Consider the following 19,232-nt stretch of genomic DNA (forward strand, 5'->3'; position numbering starts at 1 on the left):
CCGGGCGCGGCGCCCGGCGGAGCGCGGCGGTAGCGTCCGGGCGGGGCGCGTCGGGGCACCAGCGGCGACGGCGACAGGGGAGGGCTCGTGAGCGACTCGGTGGCCGTGGTCTGGGACGAGGCGCTGCTCGGCTACACGATGGGCGGCGAGCACCCCCTGCACCCGGTGCGGCTGGACCTCACCATGCGCCTGGCCGACGGCCTGGGCGTGCTCGCCCCGGGCCGGGTCGAGGTGGTCCGCCCGACGCCGGCCGGGGACGACCTGCTCACCCTCGTGCACGACCCCGCCTACCTCGAGGCGGTGCGGCGGGCCCCGGCGCACCCCGACGAGGCGTACGGGCTGGGCACCGCCGACAACCCGGTGTTCGAGGGCATGTACGAGGCCGCCGCGCTGATCACCGGCGGCAGCGTGCTGGCCGCCGAGCTGGTGCACACCGGGCGCGCGCAGCACGCGGTCAACATCTCCGGCGGCCTGCACCACGCCATGCGTGACCGCGCCTCGGGCTTCTGCGTGTTCAACGACGCCGCGATCGCCATCGCCTGGCTGCTGGGTCAGGGATACGAGCGGATCGCCTACGTCGACCTCGACGTCCACCACGGCGACGGCGTCCAGGCGGCGTTCTACGACGACCCGCGGGTGCTCACCGTGAGCGTCCACCAGACCCCGCTGACGCTGTTCCCCGGCACCGGTTTCCCCGAGGAGACCGGCGACCCGGAGAAGGCGCTGGGCAGCGCGGTCAACCTCGCCCTGCCCAACGGCACCGACGACTCCGGCTGGCTGCGCGCCTTCACCGCCGTCGTCCCCAGCGTGGTGCGCGCCTTCGCCCCGCAGATCCTGGTCACCCAGTGCGGCTGCGACGCCCACCACGAGGACCCGCTCGCCGACCTCGCGCTCACCGTCGACGGCCAGCGGGCCAGCTACCGCGCGGTGCACGACCTCGCGCACGAGGTGTGCGACGGCCGGTGGATCGCCCTCGGCGGCGGCGGGTACGGGCTGGTGCGCTGCGTGCCGCGGGCCTGGACGCACCTGCTCGCCGAGGCGTCCGGGGAGCGGCTGGACCCGGCGACGGCGATCCCGCAGTCGTGGCGCGACGACGTCGTCGCCCGGGGACTGAAGGCCCGGCCGCCCACGCACATGACCGAGGGCGGCTACACCGGCTTCTCGGCGTGGGACCCCTACACCGAGTCCCGCGTGGACCGGGCGGTGTCGCGCACCCGCAAGGCGTCCTTCCCCTACTTCGGCCTCGACCCGGACGACCCCCGTGACTGAGGAAGGACCCCGTCCTCCTCACCACTCGCAGGCTCGCGGCGAGCCTCCGGACGGGGCCGTGGGCGCTGCGGCGGGGCCGGCCGCGGCGCCTCCCGACGAGGAGGCGCCGCAGCCGCCCGCGCACTGGCAGGCCGACATCGTCGCCGCCGACGGCGGCACCGTGCACCTGCGCCCGATCTGCCCCGAGGACGCCGAGGGGCTCACCGGGCTGATGGAGCGCAGCTCCGACCAGACCCGCTACTACCGGTTCTTCGGGCCGATGAAGCGGCTGTCGGACAGGGACCTGCACCGGTTCACCCACGTCGACCACACCGACCGGGTGGCCTTCGTGCTGCTGCTCGGCGAGCAGCTGATCGGCGTCGGCCGCTACGACCGCTACCCCGGCACCACCGACGCCGAGGTCGCCTTCCTCGTCGAGGACGCCCACCAGGGCCGCGGCCTGGGCTCGGTGCTGCTCGAGCACCTGGCCGCCGCGGCCCGCGAGCGCGGGATCACCAACTTCGTCGCCGAGGTGCTCACCCAGAACGGCCGGATGGTCCGGGTCTTCCTCGACGCCGGCTACCAGGCCACGCGCTCCTACGAGGAGGGCGTGGTCCACCTGACCTTCCCGATCGCGCCCACCGAGACGTCGCTGGCGGTGGCCTACGAGCGCGAGCAGCGCAGCGAGTCCCGCTCGATCGCCCGGCTGCTCACGCCGCGCTCGGTCGCGGTGGTCGGCGCCAGCAACGACGAGGCGAAGATCGGCAACCTCGTGCTGCGCAACCTGCTCGACCACGGCTTCGAGGGCCCGGTGTACCCGGTCAACCCCGGCGCCCGGCACGTCCGCGGCGTCCCCGCGTACGCCTCCATCGAGGCCATCCCCGACGACGTGGACCTGGCGGTGGTCGCCGTGCCCGCCGACGAGGTCGCGGGCGTGGTCGAGGCCTGCCGGCGCAAGCGGGTGCGCGGCCTCGTGGTCATCTCCGGTGGCTTCGGCGAGACCGGTCCCGCCGGCCGCGAGGCCGAGCGGCGGCTGGTGGCCTCCGCCCGCGCGTCGGGCATGCGGGTCGTCGGCCCCAACTGCCTGGGCATCGTCAACACCGACCCGGCCATCCGACTCGACGCCAGCCTCGCCCCGCGGGTGCCGGCGCGCGGGCGGGTCGGCTTCTTCGCCCAGTCCGGGGCGCTCGGCGTCGCGCTGCTGGAGCGGGCGCGCAGCCGCAACATCGGGCTGTCCAGCTTCGTCTCGGCCGGCAACCGCGCCGACGTCAGCGGCAACGACCTGCTGCAGTACTGGGCCACCGACCCCGGCACCGAGGTCGTGCTGCTGCACCTGGAGAGCTTCGGCAACCCGCGCAAGTTCGCCCGGCTGGCCCGCACGGTGGCGCGCACCAAGCCGGTGGTGGCGGTGAAGAGCGGCCGGCACGGCGGGCTCACCCCGGGCCTGGCCGGCACGTCGGTGGCGGTGCCCGAGCAGTCGGTGGCGGCGCTGTTCGCCTCGGCGGGGGTCATCCGCGTGGAGACCGTCGCCCAGCTCTTCGAGGTCGGCCTGCTCCTCGCCCACCAGCCGCTGCCCGACGGTGACCGCGTCGCCGTCGTCGGGAACTCCACGGCCATGGGGGTCCTCGTCGCCGACGCCGTCCTCGACCAGGGGCTCGCCCTGGCGCACGAGGCGCCGGTCGACATCGGCACCAACGGCAGCCCGGAGGCCTTCCGCGCCGCGCTGCAGGCCGCGGTCGACGACGACGGCGTGGACTCCGTCGTGGCGGTGTTCCTGCCGCCGCTGGTGCGCACGCCGCCCGACGAGTTCGGGCGGGTGCTGCGCGAGGTGGCCGCCGGCTCGGCCAAACCCGTGGTGGCGACGTTCCTCTCCGCGGAGGGCGTCCCGCCGGAGCTCACCGTGCCCGACGACGCCGGCATGCCCGCCCGCGGCTCGGTGCCGTCCTACTCGACGCCGGAGCGGGCGGTGATCGCGCTGGCGCGCGTCACCGAGTACGCCCGGTGGCGCCGGCGGCCGATGGGCACGGTGCCCGAGCTGGCCGGCGTCGACGCCGCCCGCGCCCGGTCGGTGGTGCTCGGGGCGATGGCGGAGTCGCCCGCCGGCCGCCCGCTCACCGACGACGAGACCCTCGAGCTGCTGGCCGCCTACGGGGTGCCGCTGCTGGGCACGCGGACGGCGACCACCGCGGACGAGGCCGTCGCGGCGGCCGACGCGGTCGGCTACCCGGTGGTGCTGAAGTCCACGGCGCCGTGGCTGCGGCACCGCACCGACCTCGGCGGCGTGCGGCTCGACCTGCCCGACGCCGCGGCCGTCCGTGCCGCCTTCGCCGCCATCCCGGCCGGCGACCCGGTGATCGTCCAGGAGATGGCCGCGCCCGGCGTGGCCACCGTGGTGGAGGTCGTCGACGACCCCTCGTTCGGCGCGCTGGTCAGCTTCGGCGTCGGGGGAGTGGCCACCGAGCTGCTCGGCGACCGCGCCTACCGCACCCTCCCGCTCACCGACCTCGACGCCGCCGAGCTGGTGCGGGCTCCGCGGGCGTGGCCGCTGCTCGACGGGTGGCGCGGGGCCGAGCGGGTCGACGTCGCGGCGCTGGAGGACCTGCTGCTGCGGGTGGCCCGCCTCGCCGACGACCTGCCCGAGGTGCTCGGCCTGTCGCTGTCGCCGGTGATCGTGGGCCCGGTGAACCCCTGGCACGGCGGCCGCTCGCTGGTGGTCGCCGGCGCCACCGTCCGCGTCGGGCCGCCGACCGCCCGCGTCCAGCCGGGTCCCCGCCGCATGCGCGACTGACGGGCCTCTCGGCTCAGCGCCGCCAGAACAGGTGGTGGGTGACGCCGCTCGGGCTCGGGACGACCTCCCGGTGGAAGCGGTCGAGCAGCTCGTCGGGCGACGTCCAGAGCCGCGAGCCGGCGCCCAGCTCGACCGGGGCGACGGCCACGTGCAGCGTGTCGACGAGGTCGGCGTCGAGGAACTGCCGGATCACCGTCGCGCCGCCCCCCAGCCGGACGTCGGCGTCACCGGCCGCCGCGCGGGCCTGCTCCAGCACCGTGGCCGGGTCGGCGTCGACGAAGGAGAACGTGGTGTCCGACAGCGTGAACGACGGCCGCGGGTGGTGGGTCATCACGAGGACCGGCGTGTGGAACGGCGGTTCGTCGCCCCACCAGCCGCGCCACTCGTGGTCCTGCCAGGGACCGCGGTGGGGCGAGAACTTGTTCCGGCCCATGATCTCGGCGCCGATGCCGTGCGAGAAGTCGCGCGTGAAGTAGTCGTCCAGGCCGCGGCTGCCGCCCGGCCCCGACCGGTTCGGGAAGCTGGCCGTGGCGACGGCCCAGGCCATCAACGCCATGGGGTCGGCGTGCCCGAACGGCCGCTCCAGGCTCTGGCCCTCGCCCGCGCCGTACCCGTCGCTCGAGACGGTGAAGTTCTGCACCCTCAACAGCTGACCCACGGTCCCTCCCGGTGTCGACGACGGGCTGACCGCCGCCGGCGCCGGAACTCATCGGTGCGGGCCGGAGCGGAGGCGCAGGTCAGGGACGGCGGCCGGTGAAGGCGAGCAGCCTCGTCAGGGCGTCGGCGCCGTCGGGGACGGGCACCCGCGGGCCGTAGTGGCCGCTGCCGCGCAGGGCGGCGTCCCAGGGCTCGATGCCGGCGAGGAACGCCGCCGCCTCCTGCTGGTCGAGCGTCTCGTCCTGGCCGGTGGCGCGGGCGAGGTCCCACGCGTGCACCAGGAGGTCCATCAGGCCGGTCATCGCGACGAGGGCCTCGAGCGTCATGTCCCCGGCGCGGGTGCTGGTCGGCCGGCCGGCGAGGTCGGGATCGGCGAGCAGGGCGGAGATCGCCGCATCGGTGGCCCGCCAGGCGGCGGCCGGGTCCTCGTCGACCGGGGGGATCGCGGGCACCGGCAGGTCGACGGCGGGGAAGTAGAGCGCCGGCATCCACTCGGCCAGGTGCCGGACGACGTCGCGCGCCACCCAGCCCTCGCACGGCGCCGGGTCGTCCCACCGGCCGGCCGGGACGCCGTCGACCCGCCGTCCCACCTCGTCGGCCAGGTGCCGCCACCGCTGCGCCGTCGTCTGCCGGGTCGTCGTCTGCCGGGTCGTCGTCTGCCGGGTCGTCGTCTGCCGGGTCGTCGTCATCACCATCTCCTCAACCGATCGGTTGAAAACGAGCCTGGCCCGGCCGGGCGGCCCTGTCAACGCCGGGAGCCGGCTCCCCGTGGGGGGAGCCGGCTCTCAGGTGACGCCCCCGGGCGGGGGCAGAGGGGGCAGAGGTGTCCTGGCTCAGGCCAGGTAGTCGCGCAGGGCGTCGGCGCGCTGCGGGTCGCGCAGCTTGGCCATCGTCTCCCGCTCGATCTGGCGCACCCGCTCGCGGGAGAGACCGAACTGCTTGCCGATCTGCTCGAGCGTGCGGGGCTGCCCGCCGTCGAGGCCGAAGCGCAGCACGACCACGTCGCGCTCGCGCTCCTCCAGCGTGGAGAGGACGGTGCGCACGTCGCCCTTCATCATCTGGAAGGCCACGGCGTCCTCGGCGACCGCGGCGTCGGCGTCCTCGATGAAGTCACCGAGACGGGACTCCTCGTCGGCACCGACGGTCTGGTCGAGGCTGACCAGGTCGCGGCTGTACTCGAGGAGCTCGGTGACCCGCTCGGGCGTCATGTCGAGCTCGAGGCCGAGCTCCTCGGCGGTGGGCTCGCGCTCGAGCTCCTGGTGCACCCGCCGGCGGGTCCGCACGACCTTGTTGACCTGCTCGGCCAGGTGCACGGGCAGCCGGATGGTGCGGCCGGAGTCGGCCATCGCGCGGGTGATCGCCTGGCGGATCCACCACGTCGCGTAGGTCGAGAACTTGAAGCCCTTGGTGTAGTCGAACTTCTCGACTGCGCGGATGAGGCCGACGTTGCCCTCCTGGATGAGGTCCAGGAACGTCATGCCGTGGCCGGTGTAGCGCTTGGCCACCGAGACGACGAGGCGCAGGTTGGCCTCGAGCAGGTGCCGCTTGGCGGCCTTGCCGTCGGCGGCCAGCGCCTTGTAGTCGCGCTGCAGGGCCGGGGTGAGCTGCCGCTCGGTGAGCAGCCGCTCGGCGTACAGACCGGCCTCGATGCGCTTGGCCAGCTCGACCTCCTGCTCGGCGGTCAGCAGGGCGGTCTTGCCGATGGTGTTGAGGTACACGCGCACCAGGTCGGTCGACACCAGGCCACTGGTGTCCGGCTCGCGGCGCGGCGAGCGGACCTCGAGGGCGTCACTGGGGGAAGACTGGAGGAGCGTCACGGGATGTCTTCGTCCTTGCCTGGAGTTCGGATGCATGCGCCGGCCTCGTAGCCGGTGGGACACCCGCGTCTTGGGGGTGGGGCTCCGCTGTCCGGGCGGTGCCCCGCGGTTCGTCCGTTGTGGTCCGTTGTGTTACGCCCCGTACAACGGTCCCGACGGGGCCAGGTGTTCCGCACGACCCGGGTTCACAGTGAACGCACAGGTGGTGTGTTCGGTCACCACACGTACCCGGCTCGCCGCGGGATCAGACCTCCAGCAGCAAGGTCATCGGCCCCTCGTTGACCGAGGACACCAGCATCCGCGCTCCGAACACCCCCGTGGCCACCGTGCTCCCGTGCCGCCGCAGTTCCTCCACGACGGCCGTGACCAGCGGTTCGGCGACCTCCCCGGGCGCGGCGGCGTCCCACGACGGCCGTCGGCCCCTCCGCGTGTCGGCGAGGAGTGTGAACTGGCTCACCACGAGCACCGGCAGGCCCAGGTCGCCCACCGACCGGGCGCCGTCCTCGGTGGGGAACACCCGCAGCCCGTGGACCTTCCGCGCGAGCGCACGGGCCCGGTCGGCGTCGTCGTCCCGGCCGACGCCGACCAGCGCGAGCAGGCCCGCGCCGATCTCCCCGACGACGGCGCCGTCCACGGTCACCGAGGCCGACGTCACCCTGCTCACCACCGCGCGCACCGGTCCATCCTGCGGCAGGGTCGCCGGACCGCCCGGCGTCCTCCGGGCCCTGCGGGTACCGGGTGGTCCGGTTCCGGAGTTACGGTGGTACGGCCGGCCGCCCGGGCGCCGGCTCACCGGTGACCATCTCGGGGGACCCACGTTGCACTCGGACCAGAGCTCCGCGGTGGACGCCGACCCCGGGACGCACCCGGACAGCGACCTCGCGCACGACGCCTTGGTCTACGACACCCCCGAGCAGGTCGCCGAGGTCGCCGCGCCGTGGCTGCTCGAGGGCCTGGCCGCGGGGGACACCGCGGTCATCGCCACGGGTCCCGCGACCGCCGGCCCCCTGCGCGAGGCCGTCGGTGAGGACCCGCGCGTGCTCGTGGTCGAGCGGCACGCGCTCTACCGGTCCCGCACCCCCACGGCGATCACCGCGTTCCGCCGCCTGGCCACCGAGCACGCCGTCCCCGGCCGGCAGGTGCGCGTCGTCGGCGAGGTGGACTTCGGCGCCACCGTCGCGGACTGGCGGGAGTGGCAGGCCTACGAGTCGGTCATCAACGCCGCCCTCGGACCCTCTCCGCTGTGGGGGCTGTGCGTCTTCAGCGCCGACCTGCCCGAACCCCTCCTGGCGACCGCGCGGCACACCCACCCGGGTCTGGTCACCGCGGACGGGTGGGCGCCCAACCGCGACTACGTCGACCCCGCCACCTACCTGCGCACCCTCCGGGTCCCGGACGAGCCGCTGGAGGCCACCCCGCCGGCGCTGGCCGACGACGCCATCGCCGACTACACCGGTCTGCGGCACGCCGTCCGTGCGCTCCTGGAGACCGTCGACGGCCCCCGCGACGTGCTGGAGGACTTCCTCATGGCCGTCGACGAGATGGCCTCCAACGCCGTCCGGCACGGCACCCCGCCGGCCGGGCTGCGGCTGTGGACCGCGCCGGGGCGCCTGGTCTGCACCGTGCGCGACTCCGGGCGGAGCTGGGACGACCCCTTCGCCGGGTACGGGCCGGCCCACGGCGAGGACCTGTCGCACGGCGGCATGGGCCTGTGGCTGGCCCGCCAGCTGTGCGACCACGTCGTCCTCTGCCGCGACGGGACCGGCGTGACCGTGCGGCTGTCCACCGGCTGGACCTGACGGCCTGAGCCGACCGCCGGGCCGAGCCGACGGCCGGGCCGCCGACGTGCTCGGCCGCGACCCGCTCGCCCTCGTCCCCCGGGATGCTGGTCGACCAGCACGTGCACCGACGGAGCGGCCGACCGCTTCGTCGGTGGCGTGGTGACGGTCGAGCTCAGTGGAGGGCCGCGTCGGCCGGGCCGGTGGCCCACCGACGGAAGCGCATGACCAGGCCGGCTCGGGTGGGTGCAGCGCAGTACGGGCCCGCCGTGACGGGGACGCCGGCCGGGAAGGGGGCGACGCGGACCAGGCGGAAGGGCTCGTCGTCGACCCGCGCGCGCACGGTCACCGCATCCCCGGTCCGGCTCGCGCGGACGGTCACCTGGCGCCCGGCCCACTCCTGCACCGGCGCCACCGACCAGTCGGAGCGGCCCAGGGTGACGACGGCGCCGACCTGGAGGGCGCGGTCGGAGACCTCGACGCCGGCCTTGAGCCACGTCTCCGCGTCGGTCCGCAGCACGAGCCCCGCCTGGTCGAACTGCTGGTCGAAGGTCGCGTCGAAGGAGACCTCGACCGCGCCCGGATCGGCCAGTGGGGCGAGCAGTGCGTGCGCGTCGTCGTGCACGAAGCCGTAGGCGGTGTGCCGCCAGGCGTCGCTGCCCTCGGCCGCGGTGACGAGCAGGTCCGGCCCCTCCTCCGACACGGCGACCGGCGGAGCGGTCCACGTCCCGCCGGACCAGGGCATCGACTCCGTCGTCATGGCGCCACGCTAGGTCGCGCGCAGCGGTGCGGCCCAGGGGACGGGCTGATCGCAGGAGCACGCCACGGGGCGTCGGGCCGACCGCGCTCCCTGCCGGCGGACGGTCGCCCCCGATCGGACTGCGGCACCATCTCCGGTGTGCCGACCCTCCGCCTGGCCCAGGACGCCGCCGCCGACGAGCTGCTGAGCCGGGACCCGCTCGCGCTCCTCCTGGGCATGCTCTTCGACCAGCAGTTCCCGATGGAGCGGGCCTTCGCCGGCCCCCGGCTGCTCGCCGACCGGCTGGGGGTGGACACCCTGACGGCCGCCGGGATCGCCGACGCCGATCCCGACCGGCTGCTCGCCTGCTTCCAGGGACCGCCGGCCGTGCACCGCTACCCCGGCTCGATGGCCGCCCGGACCCAGGCGCTGTGCCGGCTGCTCGTGGAGCGTCACGACGGCCGCGCCGACGCGCTGTGGTCCGACGCCCCGGACGGCGCCACGCTGCTGCGGCGCATCGGCGAGCTGCCCGGGTTCGGGGCGCAGAAGGCGAAGATCCTCGTCGCACTGCTCGGCAAGCAGTACGGCGTCACCCCGCCCGGGTGGCGGGAGGCGGCCGGCTCCTACGGCGAGGAGGGGTCCCGGCGCTCGGTCGCCGACATCACCGGGCCGGACTCGCTGGCCGAGGTCAGGGCCGCCAAGCAGGAGGCGAAGAAGGCCGCGAAGGAGGCCTCCGGGGGAGCCGCGGCGGCCCGCCCGTAGCGGCCCCGGATCGTCCGCGGAGGTGCCTGCACGGCCTCTCCCGCGGTGGCACCATGGGAGCCGGACCGGGGGGAGATCCGGGGCCCGGCCAGCAGGGACCGGGTCCTGGCCACCACAGGCGACACCGTGCCGTCGGTGCCCCGGGCCAGCGGAGGGATGTGTCCGTGGCCTCGAGCCAGCAGTCCGCACGACCCCGCCGGTCGGAGCCGGTGCTGATCACCCAGGCCGAGCCCAGCCTGGCCGAGCAGCACGCCGCCCGGAAGAAGCGGTACGTGATGACCATGGCCGTCCGCGGCGTCAGTCTGGTGCTGGCCACCGTCTTCTACCAGACCGTGTGGCTGATGATCATCTTCGCGGTCCTGGGCACGGTGCTGCCCTGGATCGCCGTCGTCATGGCCAACGACCGGCCGCCGAAGAAGAAGCTCGACACGCACCGCTACCTCGCGCCCCGCCCCGACCACATCCTCGACGACCCCGCCCGCCGGCGGCGGGCCATCGAGGGCGGCGGCACCGTCATCGACGGCTGAACCCCACGGCGCGGCCGTCAGCGCGCGCCCGGGCGGCCGACCACGCCCGCGGCCCGGGCCAGTCCCGCGTCCAGCGCGGCGGCCGGGTCGCCGTGCGGATCGGCCAGCCACACCGCCAGCAGGCCGGCGGTGAAGGCGTCCCCCGCGCCGGTGGTGTCGACGACGCGAGCCGGGTGCGCCGGGCGGTGCACCAGCGTCGTGCCCGCCGCCCAGAGCGCGCCCTCGGCCCCGAGGGTGACCGCCACCGCCCCGTGCCGGGCGGCCAGCGCCCGTGCGGCGTCAGCGGCGTCGGCGCACCCCGACAGCAGCCGTGCCTCGTCGCGGTTGGGCAGCAGCAGACCGACGCCCGTGGTGTCCGCGAGCCACCGCTCCACCCCGTAGGCGGTGAGCGGCCCGGTCGACGCCGGGTCCAGCGAGGTCGTGCACCCCGCCGCGGCGGCCGCGGCCAGCGCCGCCAGTCCCGCCGCGCGGGGGCGCTCGTCGAGCAGCGTGTAGCCCGACAGGTGCAGGTGCCCGCCGGGAGCCGGGGGAGGGACGTCGGCGGGGCGCAGGTCGAGGTTGGCGCCGCGGTCGGCGAGCATGCTCCGCCGCCCGCCGGGCTCCACCAGGCTGATGATCGTGCCGCTGGCGGCCCCGGCCACCGTCCGCACCGTCAGGGCCACGCCGGCCGCCGCGAGCTCGGCGAGCAGGCCCGCGCCGGCCGGGTCGTCGCCGACGCAGCCGGCCAGCGTGACCGGTACACCGAGGGTGGCCAGGTGCGCGGCGACGTTGGCGCCCGCCCCGCCTCCGCGGGTGCGGATGGTGGCCGGCCGGTCGGAGTCCGGCGCCGGCTCCCCGGAGAGGACGGCGACGACGTCGGTGGCCAGGTCGCCGACGACGACGACCGGTCGGGTGCTCAGCGGGCCGCCGCGGCCAGCGCGGCCGCGATCCGCCCGGCCAGCTCGGCGTTGCGCAGCACGAGCCGGACGTTGACGGCCAGCGTCGCGCCGTCGCTGGCGCGGTGCAGGTGGTCGAGGACGAACGGCGTGACCGCCTTGCCGCGCACGCCGGCGGCCTCGGCGGCGCCCAGCGCGTCGGCGATCACCCGGTCGTGCAGCGCCGGGTCGAGCTGCTCGTCGGCCGGCAGCGGGTTGGCGACGACGACCGCGCCGGGGGCGAGCTCCCGCCGCGCGGCGAGCACCGCGGCCGCCTGCTCCGGCGACTCGACCGACCAGTCGAGCTGCGCACCGCCGTCGGCGACGTAGAAGCCGGGGAAGGTGCGGGTCCGGTAGCCGACGACGGTGACCGAGAGGCTCTCCAGCCGCTCCAGCGTCGCCGGGACGTCGAGGATGGACTTCACGCCCGCGCACACGACCGCCAGCGAGGTCCGCGAGAGCGCGGTGAGGTCGGCGGACTCGTCGAAGGTCTCGGCCGACTGGCGGTGCACGCCGCCGAGGCCGCCGGTGGCGAACAGGCCGATGCCCGCCGCCTCGGCCAGCAGCGCGGTGCTGGAGACCGTCGTGGCGCCGGACAGCCCGAGCGCGGCGGCCACCGGCAGGTCGCGGACACCGAGCTTGGCCAGGTCGGGGTCGGCGCACACCCGGTCGACCTGCGCTGCGGTCAGGCCCACGTGCGGCACGCCGTCGAGGACGGCGATCGTGGCGGGCACCGCGCCGCCGGCCCGGACGGCCGCCTCGACGTCGTCGGCGGCGGCGCGGTTGTCCGGCCGCGGCAGGCCGTGGGCGAGCAGGGTGCTCTCCAGGGCGACGACGGGCGCGCCGGCGTCGAGCGCCTCGGCGACCTCGGGGGAGAGGGTCAGGGGCGGGGCGGCGGCGGAACGGGGCTCGGTGCGGGGAGCTTCGGGAGGCACCCTGCCATCATGGGGGCGGGGCGGTCGTGCCCGGCGCCCACCTCCGGCAGGAGGCACGCCGGGTCGCCCGCCGGGATCCGTCGCCCAGCCTGGGAGAGACCGTGAGCAACTCCGACCTCCTCGAGAAGCCCGACGTCCGCGACTCGGACACCGGCAACGCCAACGAGGTCTTCCACTACGTCCGCAAGAACAAGATCGCCGAGAGCGCCGTCATGGGCACGCTGGTCGAGGCGCTGTGCGGCGAGGTGTTCCCCGTGACCAAGTCGCCGAAGCCCGGCAGCCCGGTGTGCCCGGCGTGCAAGGAGGTCTACGAGCAGCTCCGCAAGGAGTAGGACCCCCTCGCCGCCACCCTTCGCCCGCTCGGGGCTGGTCCCTGCGAGGGGTCCGTTCCAGCACGTCACCGTCACCGGAGGCCGAGGCGCTTGGCCTCGGCCTCCAGCTCGGCGGCGCGGCGGCGCTGGGCCCGGCGGGTGTGCCGGCGCGGGGGCGCGGGCCAGCGCTCCTGGATGGTCGCGTTGAGCTCGGCGCCGAGCAGCAGGGCCATGCCGAAGAAGAACAGGAACAGCAGGGCCGCGATGGGGGTGGCCAGCGCGCCGTAGGGCAGCGCGGCGACCAGGATGTCGGACACGTACAGCCGCAGCACCGTGGCCGCCACCAGGAAGAAGGCGACGGCGAGCAGCGTGCCCGGCAGGTGCCGCCGCCAGGGCAGCCGCCGCGGCAGGATCACGTGGTAGAAGCTCGTCAGCGCCAGCAGCAGGCCCACGAGCACCAGCGGCCAGTAGACGGCGTTGATGAGCACGGTCGCCGTCTCCTGCCAGTGCTGCGGCAGCAGGGCGACCAGCACCCCGCGCCCGAGCACCAGCAGCGGGAGCATGAGCACCGCGAGCACCAGGCCGACGACGAACAGCCACAGCGCCATCAGGCGGGTGGCGATGGGCCCGCGCACGTCGCGCTGGTCGTAGGCGATGACGATCGTGTTCATGAACGTCGCGGTCGCCGACGACCCGGCCCACAGCGTGATCAGGAAGCCCAGGCTGACGACGTCGAGCCGGCCCGAGGTCAGGATGTCGCTGAGCGTCGGCCGGACCAGCGAGTCGACGACGTCGGCGGTGAGGACCTCGCTGGACGCGTCGACCAGCGTGTCCTCGATGGTCTGCACCGACCCGGCGCCGATCCAGCTGCCCAGGTAGCCCAGCGACCCGAGCAGGGCGATGAGCAGCGGCGGCACCGAGAGGATCTGCCAGAACGCCGCCTCGCCGGACAGCCCGAGGATGCGGTCGTGCCAGGCCTTGCCCACCGTGCGGCCGAGGACCTGTGCCGGCACCCGGACGACGGCGGGCCAGTGGTCGAGGCGGCCCGGCGCGGGGAGGTCGGCGCGGGTGGCGCCGCCGTCGGCCGGCAGCGGGGCGGCCGCGGGGACGGGTGCGTCCTCCGCGGTCCCGGTGCGGGACCGCCCGCCGGCCCGCACGGTGCTCACCCGGTCAGTGTGCACGCCCGGCGCCCGCCTCCGCCGCCGACGCGGGAGGTGCGGGTGCCGCAGCCCCCGATCGGGGCGCCGCTCAGGCCGTCGGCTCGGCCGGCGGGGTGCCGCCGTCCGGAGCGGGCGGGACCGGCTCCGCGGCCGGCGGGGCGACGCAGCGGATGACCGCCTCGGCCGCGTAGGTGGTCTCGAAGGTCTCCCGCCGGATCTCCGCGCCGCTCTGCAGGTCGCGGAAGACCCGGGTCACGGTGACGTCGAAGCCCTGCACCCCCGACTGCGGGATGCAGTCGCCGTCGTCGACCCGCTCCTGGACCGCGGGCGCGCGGTAGTTGGTCCGCGGTCCCTCGATGGCCTGGATCTCGTAGCGCTTGGTCCCGTAGAAGGTGACCGTGATCGACCCGCCGGAGGCGCCCGGCGTCCACTGGGTGTCCACGTAGATGCCGGTGTCGGTGTCGTTGCGCCACTGCAGGTCGATCTGGCCCTCGTACACGGTGGCCTCGCGGCCGGCCGGGTAGCGGCTGATGTAGAAGCTGTGCGGCTTGTGGTAGACGTCCTCGAGGCCGGCGAAGAAGACGGCGTTGAACATCGTGGTGGCGAACTGGCTGATCCCGCCGCCGACCGCCGTGGACAGCTCACCGCCGCTGATGACGTTGGCCGGCACGTAGCCCTGCGCGGTGCCGCGGGGGCCGGTGTAGGTGTTCAGGCTGAACGTCTCGCCGGGGAGCACCAGCGCGCCGTCGACCTCCTCGGCCACCACGCGGATGTTCGTGCCGCTGGCGTTGTTGGTCGTCGTCGTCGTGAAGGAGCTGACCTGCTCGCGGATGCCGAGCGCCTCGGCCTCCTCCGTGGTCAGCTCTGCCGGCACCGGGCCGAGCTCGGCGGTGACCGTGCGGGGCGCGGCGTCGGGCAGCACCTCGAGCAGCTGGCCGGCCAGCGCCGCGGGGTCCACGCCGGTGCCGTCGACCGACGGGACGACCCGCACGCCGCCGCCCACGACCTCGAAGCGCGCGTCCTCGGCGGGCGTGCCGAAGGCGGAGAACTCCTCGGCCATCGCCGTCTGCAGGGCGGCCGGGTCGACCGCGACGGCGAGCTCCCCGCTGTCCTGCGGGGTGAAGGTCAGCGAGGCGGCGATCGCCTCGACCGGGATCTCGACCGAGGTGGCGCCGTCCTGGCTGGTCACCGTGACCGGCGCGGCGAGCGCCGGGGTGACGGTCTCGTCGAGGACCCGCTGCGCCTCCTCGGCGTGCACCCGCACCGGGTCGACGTCGACGGGGAGCTCGATCGGCGTCGACGGGTCCCCACCGGTGGCGAGGGCCTCGGTGATCGCCGTCGCGGCGCCCTCGCGGTCCAGCGTCCGCCCGTCGACGGGCTCGACCAGGCTCGGCGTGGTGCCCTCGAGGGTGATGCCGGCCTCGACCGGCGCCCGGTCCACCTGGGTGGCGATCGTGTCGACCTGGGCGGCCAGCGAGGTGTCCTCCCCGGTCATGACCGGGGCGACCTCGCGGTCGCTGAACAGCGACACCAGGCGGGTCCACGGGGCGAGCGGCTGGTCGTCGGCGGCGTCGACGGTCGCGTCGACGTCGAGCGCGATGCCCGCGGCGGCGGGGGAGAGGGTGGTCCGGACGTCGTCGGCGACGACGACGTGGTCGGCCGCGACCCGCGGGGCCAGGTCCCGCTCGAGCACGTCGGCGGCGGCCGCGGGCGACAGGCCGCCGATCTCGACGCCGGCGACCACGGTGTGCCGCGGGACGTCGCCGCCGGCCACGAGCAGGTCGACGCCGTAGGCCGCGCCGAGCACCGCGAGCAGGCCGACGGGGGCGAGGACGGCGGGACGGCGCCAGGCCGGCCGGCGCGGACCCGGGACGGAGCCGCCGGGCCCGCCGTCGCCGGGACGGCCCGCCGGCGGGACGGGCGGCGCGGGCGGCTGGGCGGCGGGGGCCGGGGAGCCGGAGGGGCGTCCGCGGGCACCGCGGCGCCGTCCAGGGCCACGGTGTCCGAGGCGTCCGTCGCGGCGGGGGCGTCGGTGCCCGGGCCGGTCCCGACCGGCTGGGTGGTCTGCGTGCCGGACGGGCCGCCGCCCAGCGACACGGTGTCGTGCACCGGGTCGGGCGCCGGCGCGCCGGCCGACCCGGCGGGGGCCTCGACGCCGGACTCGGCCGGGGGCTCCTCGGGGCCTCGACAGGAGCCTGGTCAGGGGCCTGGCCGGGGGCCTTGTCAGGGGCCTGGGCCGCGGCGGCCGGCGGAAGAGGCGCGTCGGGACCGACGGGCCCGCGGTCGCGGGGGACCGGGCGGGTGTCGTCGGAGAAGCCGCCGGCTCCGGGATCCCCGGACGGAGCGGCGGTCGTGGGAGCAGGCTGCTGCGGCATCGGGGTTTCCTCGGGTCGCCGTCGACCGGGGGTCCCCGGGACAGACGGAGCCGCCGGGTCCCCGACCGCGTCAGGCGGACCAGGGACGCCGGCGGCGGCGTCGGGTGAGGGCTTCATCGCGGATCGCGACGATACTGCCCTCTCTCGGAGTGGGGAGGCTTACTCGCCGTCCGTCGCGATGATGTCGACGGCGATGTCACGGAGCTTGGTGTCGTACTCGCGAGCGTGGTGCCCGCAGAACACGAGGTCGCTGCCACTGGCGAGCACGACACGCACCTTGGCCAGCGCGCCGCACCGGTCGCAGTGGAAGGGCACGACCAGGTCGTCGGCGGCGGGGGTCGTCGTCAGCGTCTGGGTCATCTGGGTCATCACTCGCTCTCTACCGCACGGACCCGCGGCTGCGGATCGGCCTCCTGCACAGCGCCAGGATGGACCCCTGTGTTCCCGTGCCTCCCGTCACTGCGATCGACTCGCCGGGTCTGGTGAGCCGGTGACCGCTGGGACTGGTGGTGGTGGGTTCAGCAGGGACGTCACTGGGGTGGTGCCGGTTGTCTGGTGGGACGGGTACTTCTCCGGGCGCCGGCTGGGTTCCGGCTGTGGGTCCGCTGCTGTCTCGACGTCGCCCACGCTACGCCGTCTACCCGGCCGGTGCTGCGGTACACCGCCCGGTCCGCCCCGCCGGGTGAGATCGTGACCATCCCGCAACGCGGCCGGCACCCCACACCGACGACGGCCCCCGACCCGTGTGGGTCGGGGGCCGTCTCGCGACGTGCGGGAACCGCCTCCTCGCTGGGGCCCGGCCCGAGCGGAGCGAGGGTCCGGGGCGAGGAGGTCCTCCCTCAGTCGAGGTAGTCGCGCAGCACCTGGGAGCGGCTGGGGTGGCGCAGCTTCGACATGGTCTTGCTCTCGATCTGCCGGATCCGCTCGCGGGTGACCCCGTAGACCTGGCCGATCTCGTCGAGGGTGCGCGGCTGGCCGTCGGTGAGGCCGAAGCGCAGCCGGACGACGCCGGCCTCCCGCTCCGAGAGCGTCTGCAGCACGCTGGTCAGCTGGTCCTGCATGAGCGTGAAGCTGACCGCGTCGACGGCCACGACCGCCTCGGAGTCCTCGATGAAGTCACCGAGCTGGCTGTCGCCCTCGTCGCCGATGGTCTGGTCGAGGCTGATGGGCTCCCGGGCGTACTGCTGGATCTCCAGCACCTTGTCCGGGGTGATGTCCATCTCCTTGGCCAGCTCCTCCGGGGTGGGCTCGCGCCCGAGGTCCTGGAGCAGCTCGCGCTGGATGCGGCCGAGCTTGTTGATGACCTCGACCATGTGCACCGGGATGCGGATGGTGCGGGCCTGGTCGGCCATGGCCCGGGTGATGGCCTGCCGGATCCACCAGGTGGCGTACGTGGAGAACTTGTAGCCCTTGGTGTAGTCGAACTTCTCGACCGCGCGGATCAGGCCGAGGTTGCCCTCCTGGATGAGGTCCAGGAACGCCATGCCGCGGCCGGTGTAGCGCTTGGCCAGGGAGACCACCAGGCGGAGGTTGGCCTCCAGCAGGTGGTTCTTGGCGCGCTCGCCGTCGCGGACGATCCAGTTGAGGTCGCGGCGCATCTGCGGGGAGAGCTTCTGGCCCTCCTCCTCGACCTGGCGCAGCCGCTCGGCGGCGTAGAGGCCCGCCTCGATGCGCTTGGCCAGGTCCACCTCCTCCTCGGCGTTGAGGAGGGCGACCTTGCCGATCTGCTTGAGGTAGGCGCGGACGGAGTCGGCCGAGGCGGTGAGCTCGGCGTCCTTGCGGGCCTGCCGCAGCGCCTCGGACTCCTCCTCGTCGTCCCACTCGAAGTCGCCGCCCTCGGCGGTGACCTCCTCGGCGGCGGGCGCCTCGGCCTCGGCGCCGTCGGGACCGGCGACGACGGTCTCGTCGATGGTGAGGCCCTCGGCGCCGGCGTCGACCACGGCGACGGCGGAGTCCTCGGTGGCCACGGCGGTCAGCACCGTGCCCTCACCGGCACCGGGCGAGGGGCTGATGCTGGGCTTGCGGGCGCCCCCGGCCTTCGGGGCGGCCTTGGCGGGAGCCTTCTTCCGCGCGGTCTTCGCGGCGGGCGCCTCGTCCGCGACCCCGACGGGGGCGCTGGTCCGGGAGGCCCGGGTGCCGGCTGCGACCGTCTTCGAGCGGAGGGTGCTCGATGCGGCGGCGTCCGGCGCTGGCTTGTCGGCGGGCACTCAGGTTCCTTCCCGTGCTGGGTGCGTTCCCCGGGAGTGGATCGGCTCCCGGGCAGCGGCCCCGGTCGTCGGCCACGCGGCGGGGAGGCCCCAGGGTCCGGCGCGGTGTTTCACCGCGAGGAGCACGGGGGATGACTCCCGGCTGGGTGGTGGCGGGCTGGGGCTCCTCCATTGTAGCGACGAGAGCCGGTGTGACCACCGCCTCGAACCGTCCGGGATCGCCCGGAAGGGCTGCTCGGCCCCCGGGTCAGGGCTCGAACCGCTCCGCGGCGGCCAGCGCGGCGCCGACGATGCCCGCGTCGTTCTGCAGCTGCGCGGGCACGACGGGCGTCCGCGTGGTCAGCAGCGGCACCCACTTGTGCGCCTTCTTGCTCACCCCGCCGCCCACGATGATCAGGTCGGGCCACAGCCCGGCCTCGAGGACGTCGAGGTAGCGGTCCACCCGTGCCGCCCACTCGGGGTAGGACAGGTCCTCCCGCTCGCGGGCCGCCGCCGACGCGCGCCGCTCGCCGTCCTCGCCGTCGACCTGGATGTGGCCGAACTCCGTGTTGGGCACCAGGCGGCCGTCGTAGAACAGCGCGCTGCCGATGCCGGTGCCGAAGGTCAGCATGAGGACGACGCCGTCCTGGCCGCGGCCGGCGCCGTAGCGCATCTCGGCCAGCCCCGCGGCGTCGGCGTCGTTGAGCGTCTCGACCGTGCCGGGCACCAGCGCCGTGAGGCCGGCGTCGACGTCGGTGCCGATCCAGCCCTGGTCCATGTTCGCCGCGGTGTGCGCGACGCCCCGCTTCATGACCCCGGGATAGGTGACGCCGATCCGGCCTGTCCAGCCGAAGGACGACACGATCCCGGCGACCACCTCGTAGACGGCCTCCGGTGTCGACGGCTGTGGCGTCTCCACCCGTACCCGCTCACCGAGCAGGACACCGGCCTCGAGGTCGACCGGACACCCCTTGATGCCGCTGCCGCCGATGTCCACACCGAACCCCTGCACGCGGTCACCCTAGTGACCGGGAC

18 protein-coding genes are annotated in these 19,232 nt (G+C 75.3%); 6 read left to right on the forward strand and 12 right to left on the reverse strand.

Annotated features, from left to right (window positions below; all coding sequences use genetic code 11):
• The first annotated feature begins 87 nt into the window (after positions 1-87).
• Positions 88-1,269 (forward strand): acetoin utilization protein AcuC, encoded by a 1,182-nt coding sequence (locus JD79_RS13730; RefSeq protein WP_110005973.1) that lies wholly within the window; start codon positions 88-90, stop codon positions 1,267-1,269.
• Between the two features lie 58 nt (positions 1,270-1,327).
• Positions 1,328-4,036: a bifunctional acetate--CoA ligase family protein/GNAT family N-acetyltransferase gene (locus JD79_RS13735; RefSeq protein WP_110005974.1), complete on the forward strand. Its 2,709-nt coding sequence runs from the start codon at positions 1,328-1,330 to the stop codon at positions 4,034-4,036.
• Positions 4,037-4,049: 13 nt separating this feature from the next.
• Here JD79_RS13735 and JD79_RS13740 read toward each other — a convergent pair whose 3' ends face one another.
• From JD79_RS13740 to dtd, 4 genes are all read right to left on the reverse strand, one after another.
• Positions 4,050-4,694, reverse strand: a complete 645-nt coding sequence (locus JD79_RS13740; protein WP_110005975.1) for a dihydrofolate reductase family protein — start codon at positions 4,692-4,694, stop codon at positions 4,050-4,052.
• 79 nt (positions 4,695-4,773) lie between these two features.
• Complete coding sequence (locus JD79_RS13745) at positions 4,774-5,382, reverse strand: TIGR03086 family metal-binding protein (RefSeq protein ID WP_110005976.1); 609 nt, start codon at positions 5,380-5,382, stop codon at positions 4,774-4,776.
• A 144-nt stretch (positions 5,383-5,526) separates the two neighbouring features.
• Entirely contained in the window at positions 5,527-6,510 is a 984-nt protein-coding gene (gene sigB / locus JD79_RS13750; protein WP_110005977.1) for an RNA polymerase sigma factor SigB, read from the reverse strand.
• A gap of 244 nt (positions 6,511-6,754) precedes the next feature.
• A complete protein-coding gene (gene dtd, locus JD79_RS13755) occupies positions 6,755-7,186 on the reverse strand; it encodes a D-aminoacyl-tRNA deacylase (protein WP_110005978.1) in 432 nt (143 codons plus the stop codon).
• Positions 7,187-7,352: 166 nt separating this feature from the next.
• Between dtd and JD79_RS13760 the strand changes: the two genes are divergently transcribed.
• Complete coding sequence (locus JD79_RS13760) at positions 7,353-8,309, forward strand: sensor histidine kinase (RefSeq protein ID WP_110005979.1); 957 nt, start codon at positions 7,353-7,355, stop codon at positions 8,307-8,309.
• Between the two features lie 154 nt (positions 8,310-8,463).
• Here JD79_RS13760 and JD79_RS13765 read toward each other — a convergent pair whose 3' ends face one another.
• A complete protein-coding gene (locus tag JD79_RS13765; RefSeq protein ID WP_110005980.1) occupies positions 8,464-9,048 on the reverse strand; it encodes a DUF1349 domain-containing protein in 585 nt (194 codons plus the stop codon).
• A gap of 138 nt (positions 9,049-9,186) precedes the next feature.
• Here JD79_RS13765 and JD79_RS13770 point away from each other — a divergent pair, with 138 nt between their 5' ends.
• On the forward strand, positions 9,187-9,789 hold the full coding sequence (locus JD79_RS13770; RefSeq protein WP_110005981.1) for an HhH-GPD-type base excision DNA repair protein: 603 nt from the start codon (positions 9,187-9,189) through the stop codon (positions 9,787-9,789).
• A gap of 164 nt (positions 9,790-9,953) precedes the next feature.
• Positions 9,954-10,316 (forward strand): DUF3099 domain-containing protein, encoded by a 363-nt coding sequence (locus JD79_RS13775; protein ID WP_110007705.1) that lies wholly within the window; start codon positions 9,954-9,956, stop codon positions 10,314-10,316.
• Between the two features lie 17 nt (positions 10,317-10,333).
• Here the strand turns inward: JD79_RS13775 and JD79_RS13780 are convergent, their stop codons facing one another.
• Together JD79_RS13780 and JD79_RS13785 are read right to left on the reverse strand one after the other, a co-directional pair.
• Positions 10,334-11,215: a carbohydrate kinase family protein gene (locus tag JD79_RS13780; RefSeq protein WP_110007707.1), complete on the reverse strand. Its 882-nt coding sequence runs from the start codon at positions 11,213-11,215 to the stop codon at positions 10,334-10,336.
• Positions 11,212-12,165 (reverse strand): pseudouridine-5'-phosphate glycosidase, encoded by a 954-nt coding sequence (locus JD79_RS13785; RefSeq protein WP_211307971.1) that lies wholly within the window; start codon positions 12,163-12,165, stop codon positions 11,212-11,214. The genes JD79_RS13780 and JD79_RS13785 overlap by 4 nt, the downstream gene beginning before the upstream one ends.
• Before the next feature lie 101 nt (positions 12,166-12,266).
• Between JD79_RS13785 and JD79_RS13790 the strand changes: the two genes are divergently transcribed.
• The gene (locus JD79_RS13790; protein ID WP_110007708.1) at positions 12,267-12,497 is read left to right on the forward strand and encodes a DUF3039 domain-containing protein; all 231 of its coding nucleotides are present in this window, start codon (positions 12,267-12,269) and stop codon (positions 12,495-12,497) included.
• Positions 12,498-12,568: 71 nt separating this feature from the next.
• On the opposite strand, the gene JD79_RS13795 is transcribed toward JD79_RS13790, so the two are convergent.
• The 5 genes from JD79_RS13795 to ppgK form a co-directional block, all read right to left on the reverse strand.
• Positions 12,569-13,642, reverse strand: a complete 1,074-nt coding sequence (locus tag JD79_RS13795; protein ID WP_245900087.1) for a YihY/virulence factor BrkB family protein — start codon at positions 13,640-13,642, stop codon at positions 12,569-12,571.
• Positions 13,643-13,724: 82 nt separating this feature from the next.
• Positions 13,725-15,443 (reverse strand): VanW family protein, encoded by a 1,719-nt coding sequence (locus tag JD79_RS13800; RefSeq protein ID WP_245900088.1) that lies wholly within the window; start codon positions 15,441-15,443, stop codon positions 13,725-13,727.
• Between the two features lie 727 nt (positions 15,444-16,170).
• A complete protein-coding gene (locus tag JD79_RS13805) occupies positions 16,171-16,380 on the reverse strand; it encodes a DUF7455 domain-containing protein (RefSeq protein WP_199505451.1) in 210 nt (69 codons plus the stop codon).
• Between the two features lie 470 nt (positions 16,381-16,850).
• Positions 16,851-18,218: an RNA polymerase sigma factor gene (locus tag JD79_RS13810; protein WP_110005983.1), complete on the reverse strand. Its 1,368-nt coding sequence runs from the start codon at positions 18,216-18,218 to the stop codon at positions 16,851-16,853.
• A 247-nt stretch (positions 18,219-18,465) separates the two neighbouring features.
• Entirely contained in the window at positions 18,466-19,209 is a 744-nt protein-coding gene (gene ppgK, locus JD79_RS13815) for a polyphosphate--glucose phosphotransferase (protein WP_110005984.1), read from the reverse strand.
• Positions 19,210-19,232 lie beyond the last annotated feature (23 nt).

This window comes from Geodermatophilus normandii, from assembly GCF_003182485.1.
GTDB classification, from domain to species: domain Bacteria; phylum Actinomycetota; class Actinomycetes; order Mycobacteriales; family Geodermatophilaceae; genus Geodermatophilus; species Geodermatophilus normandii.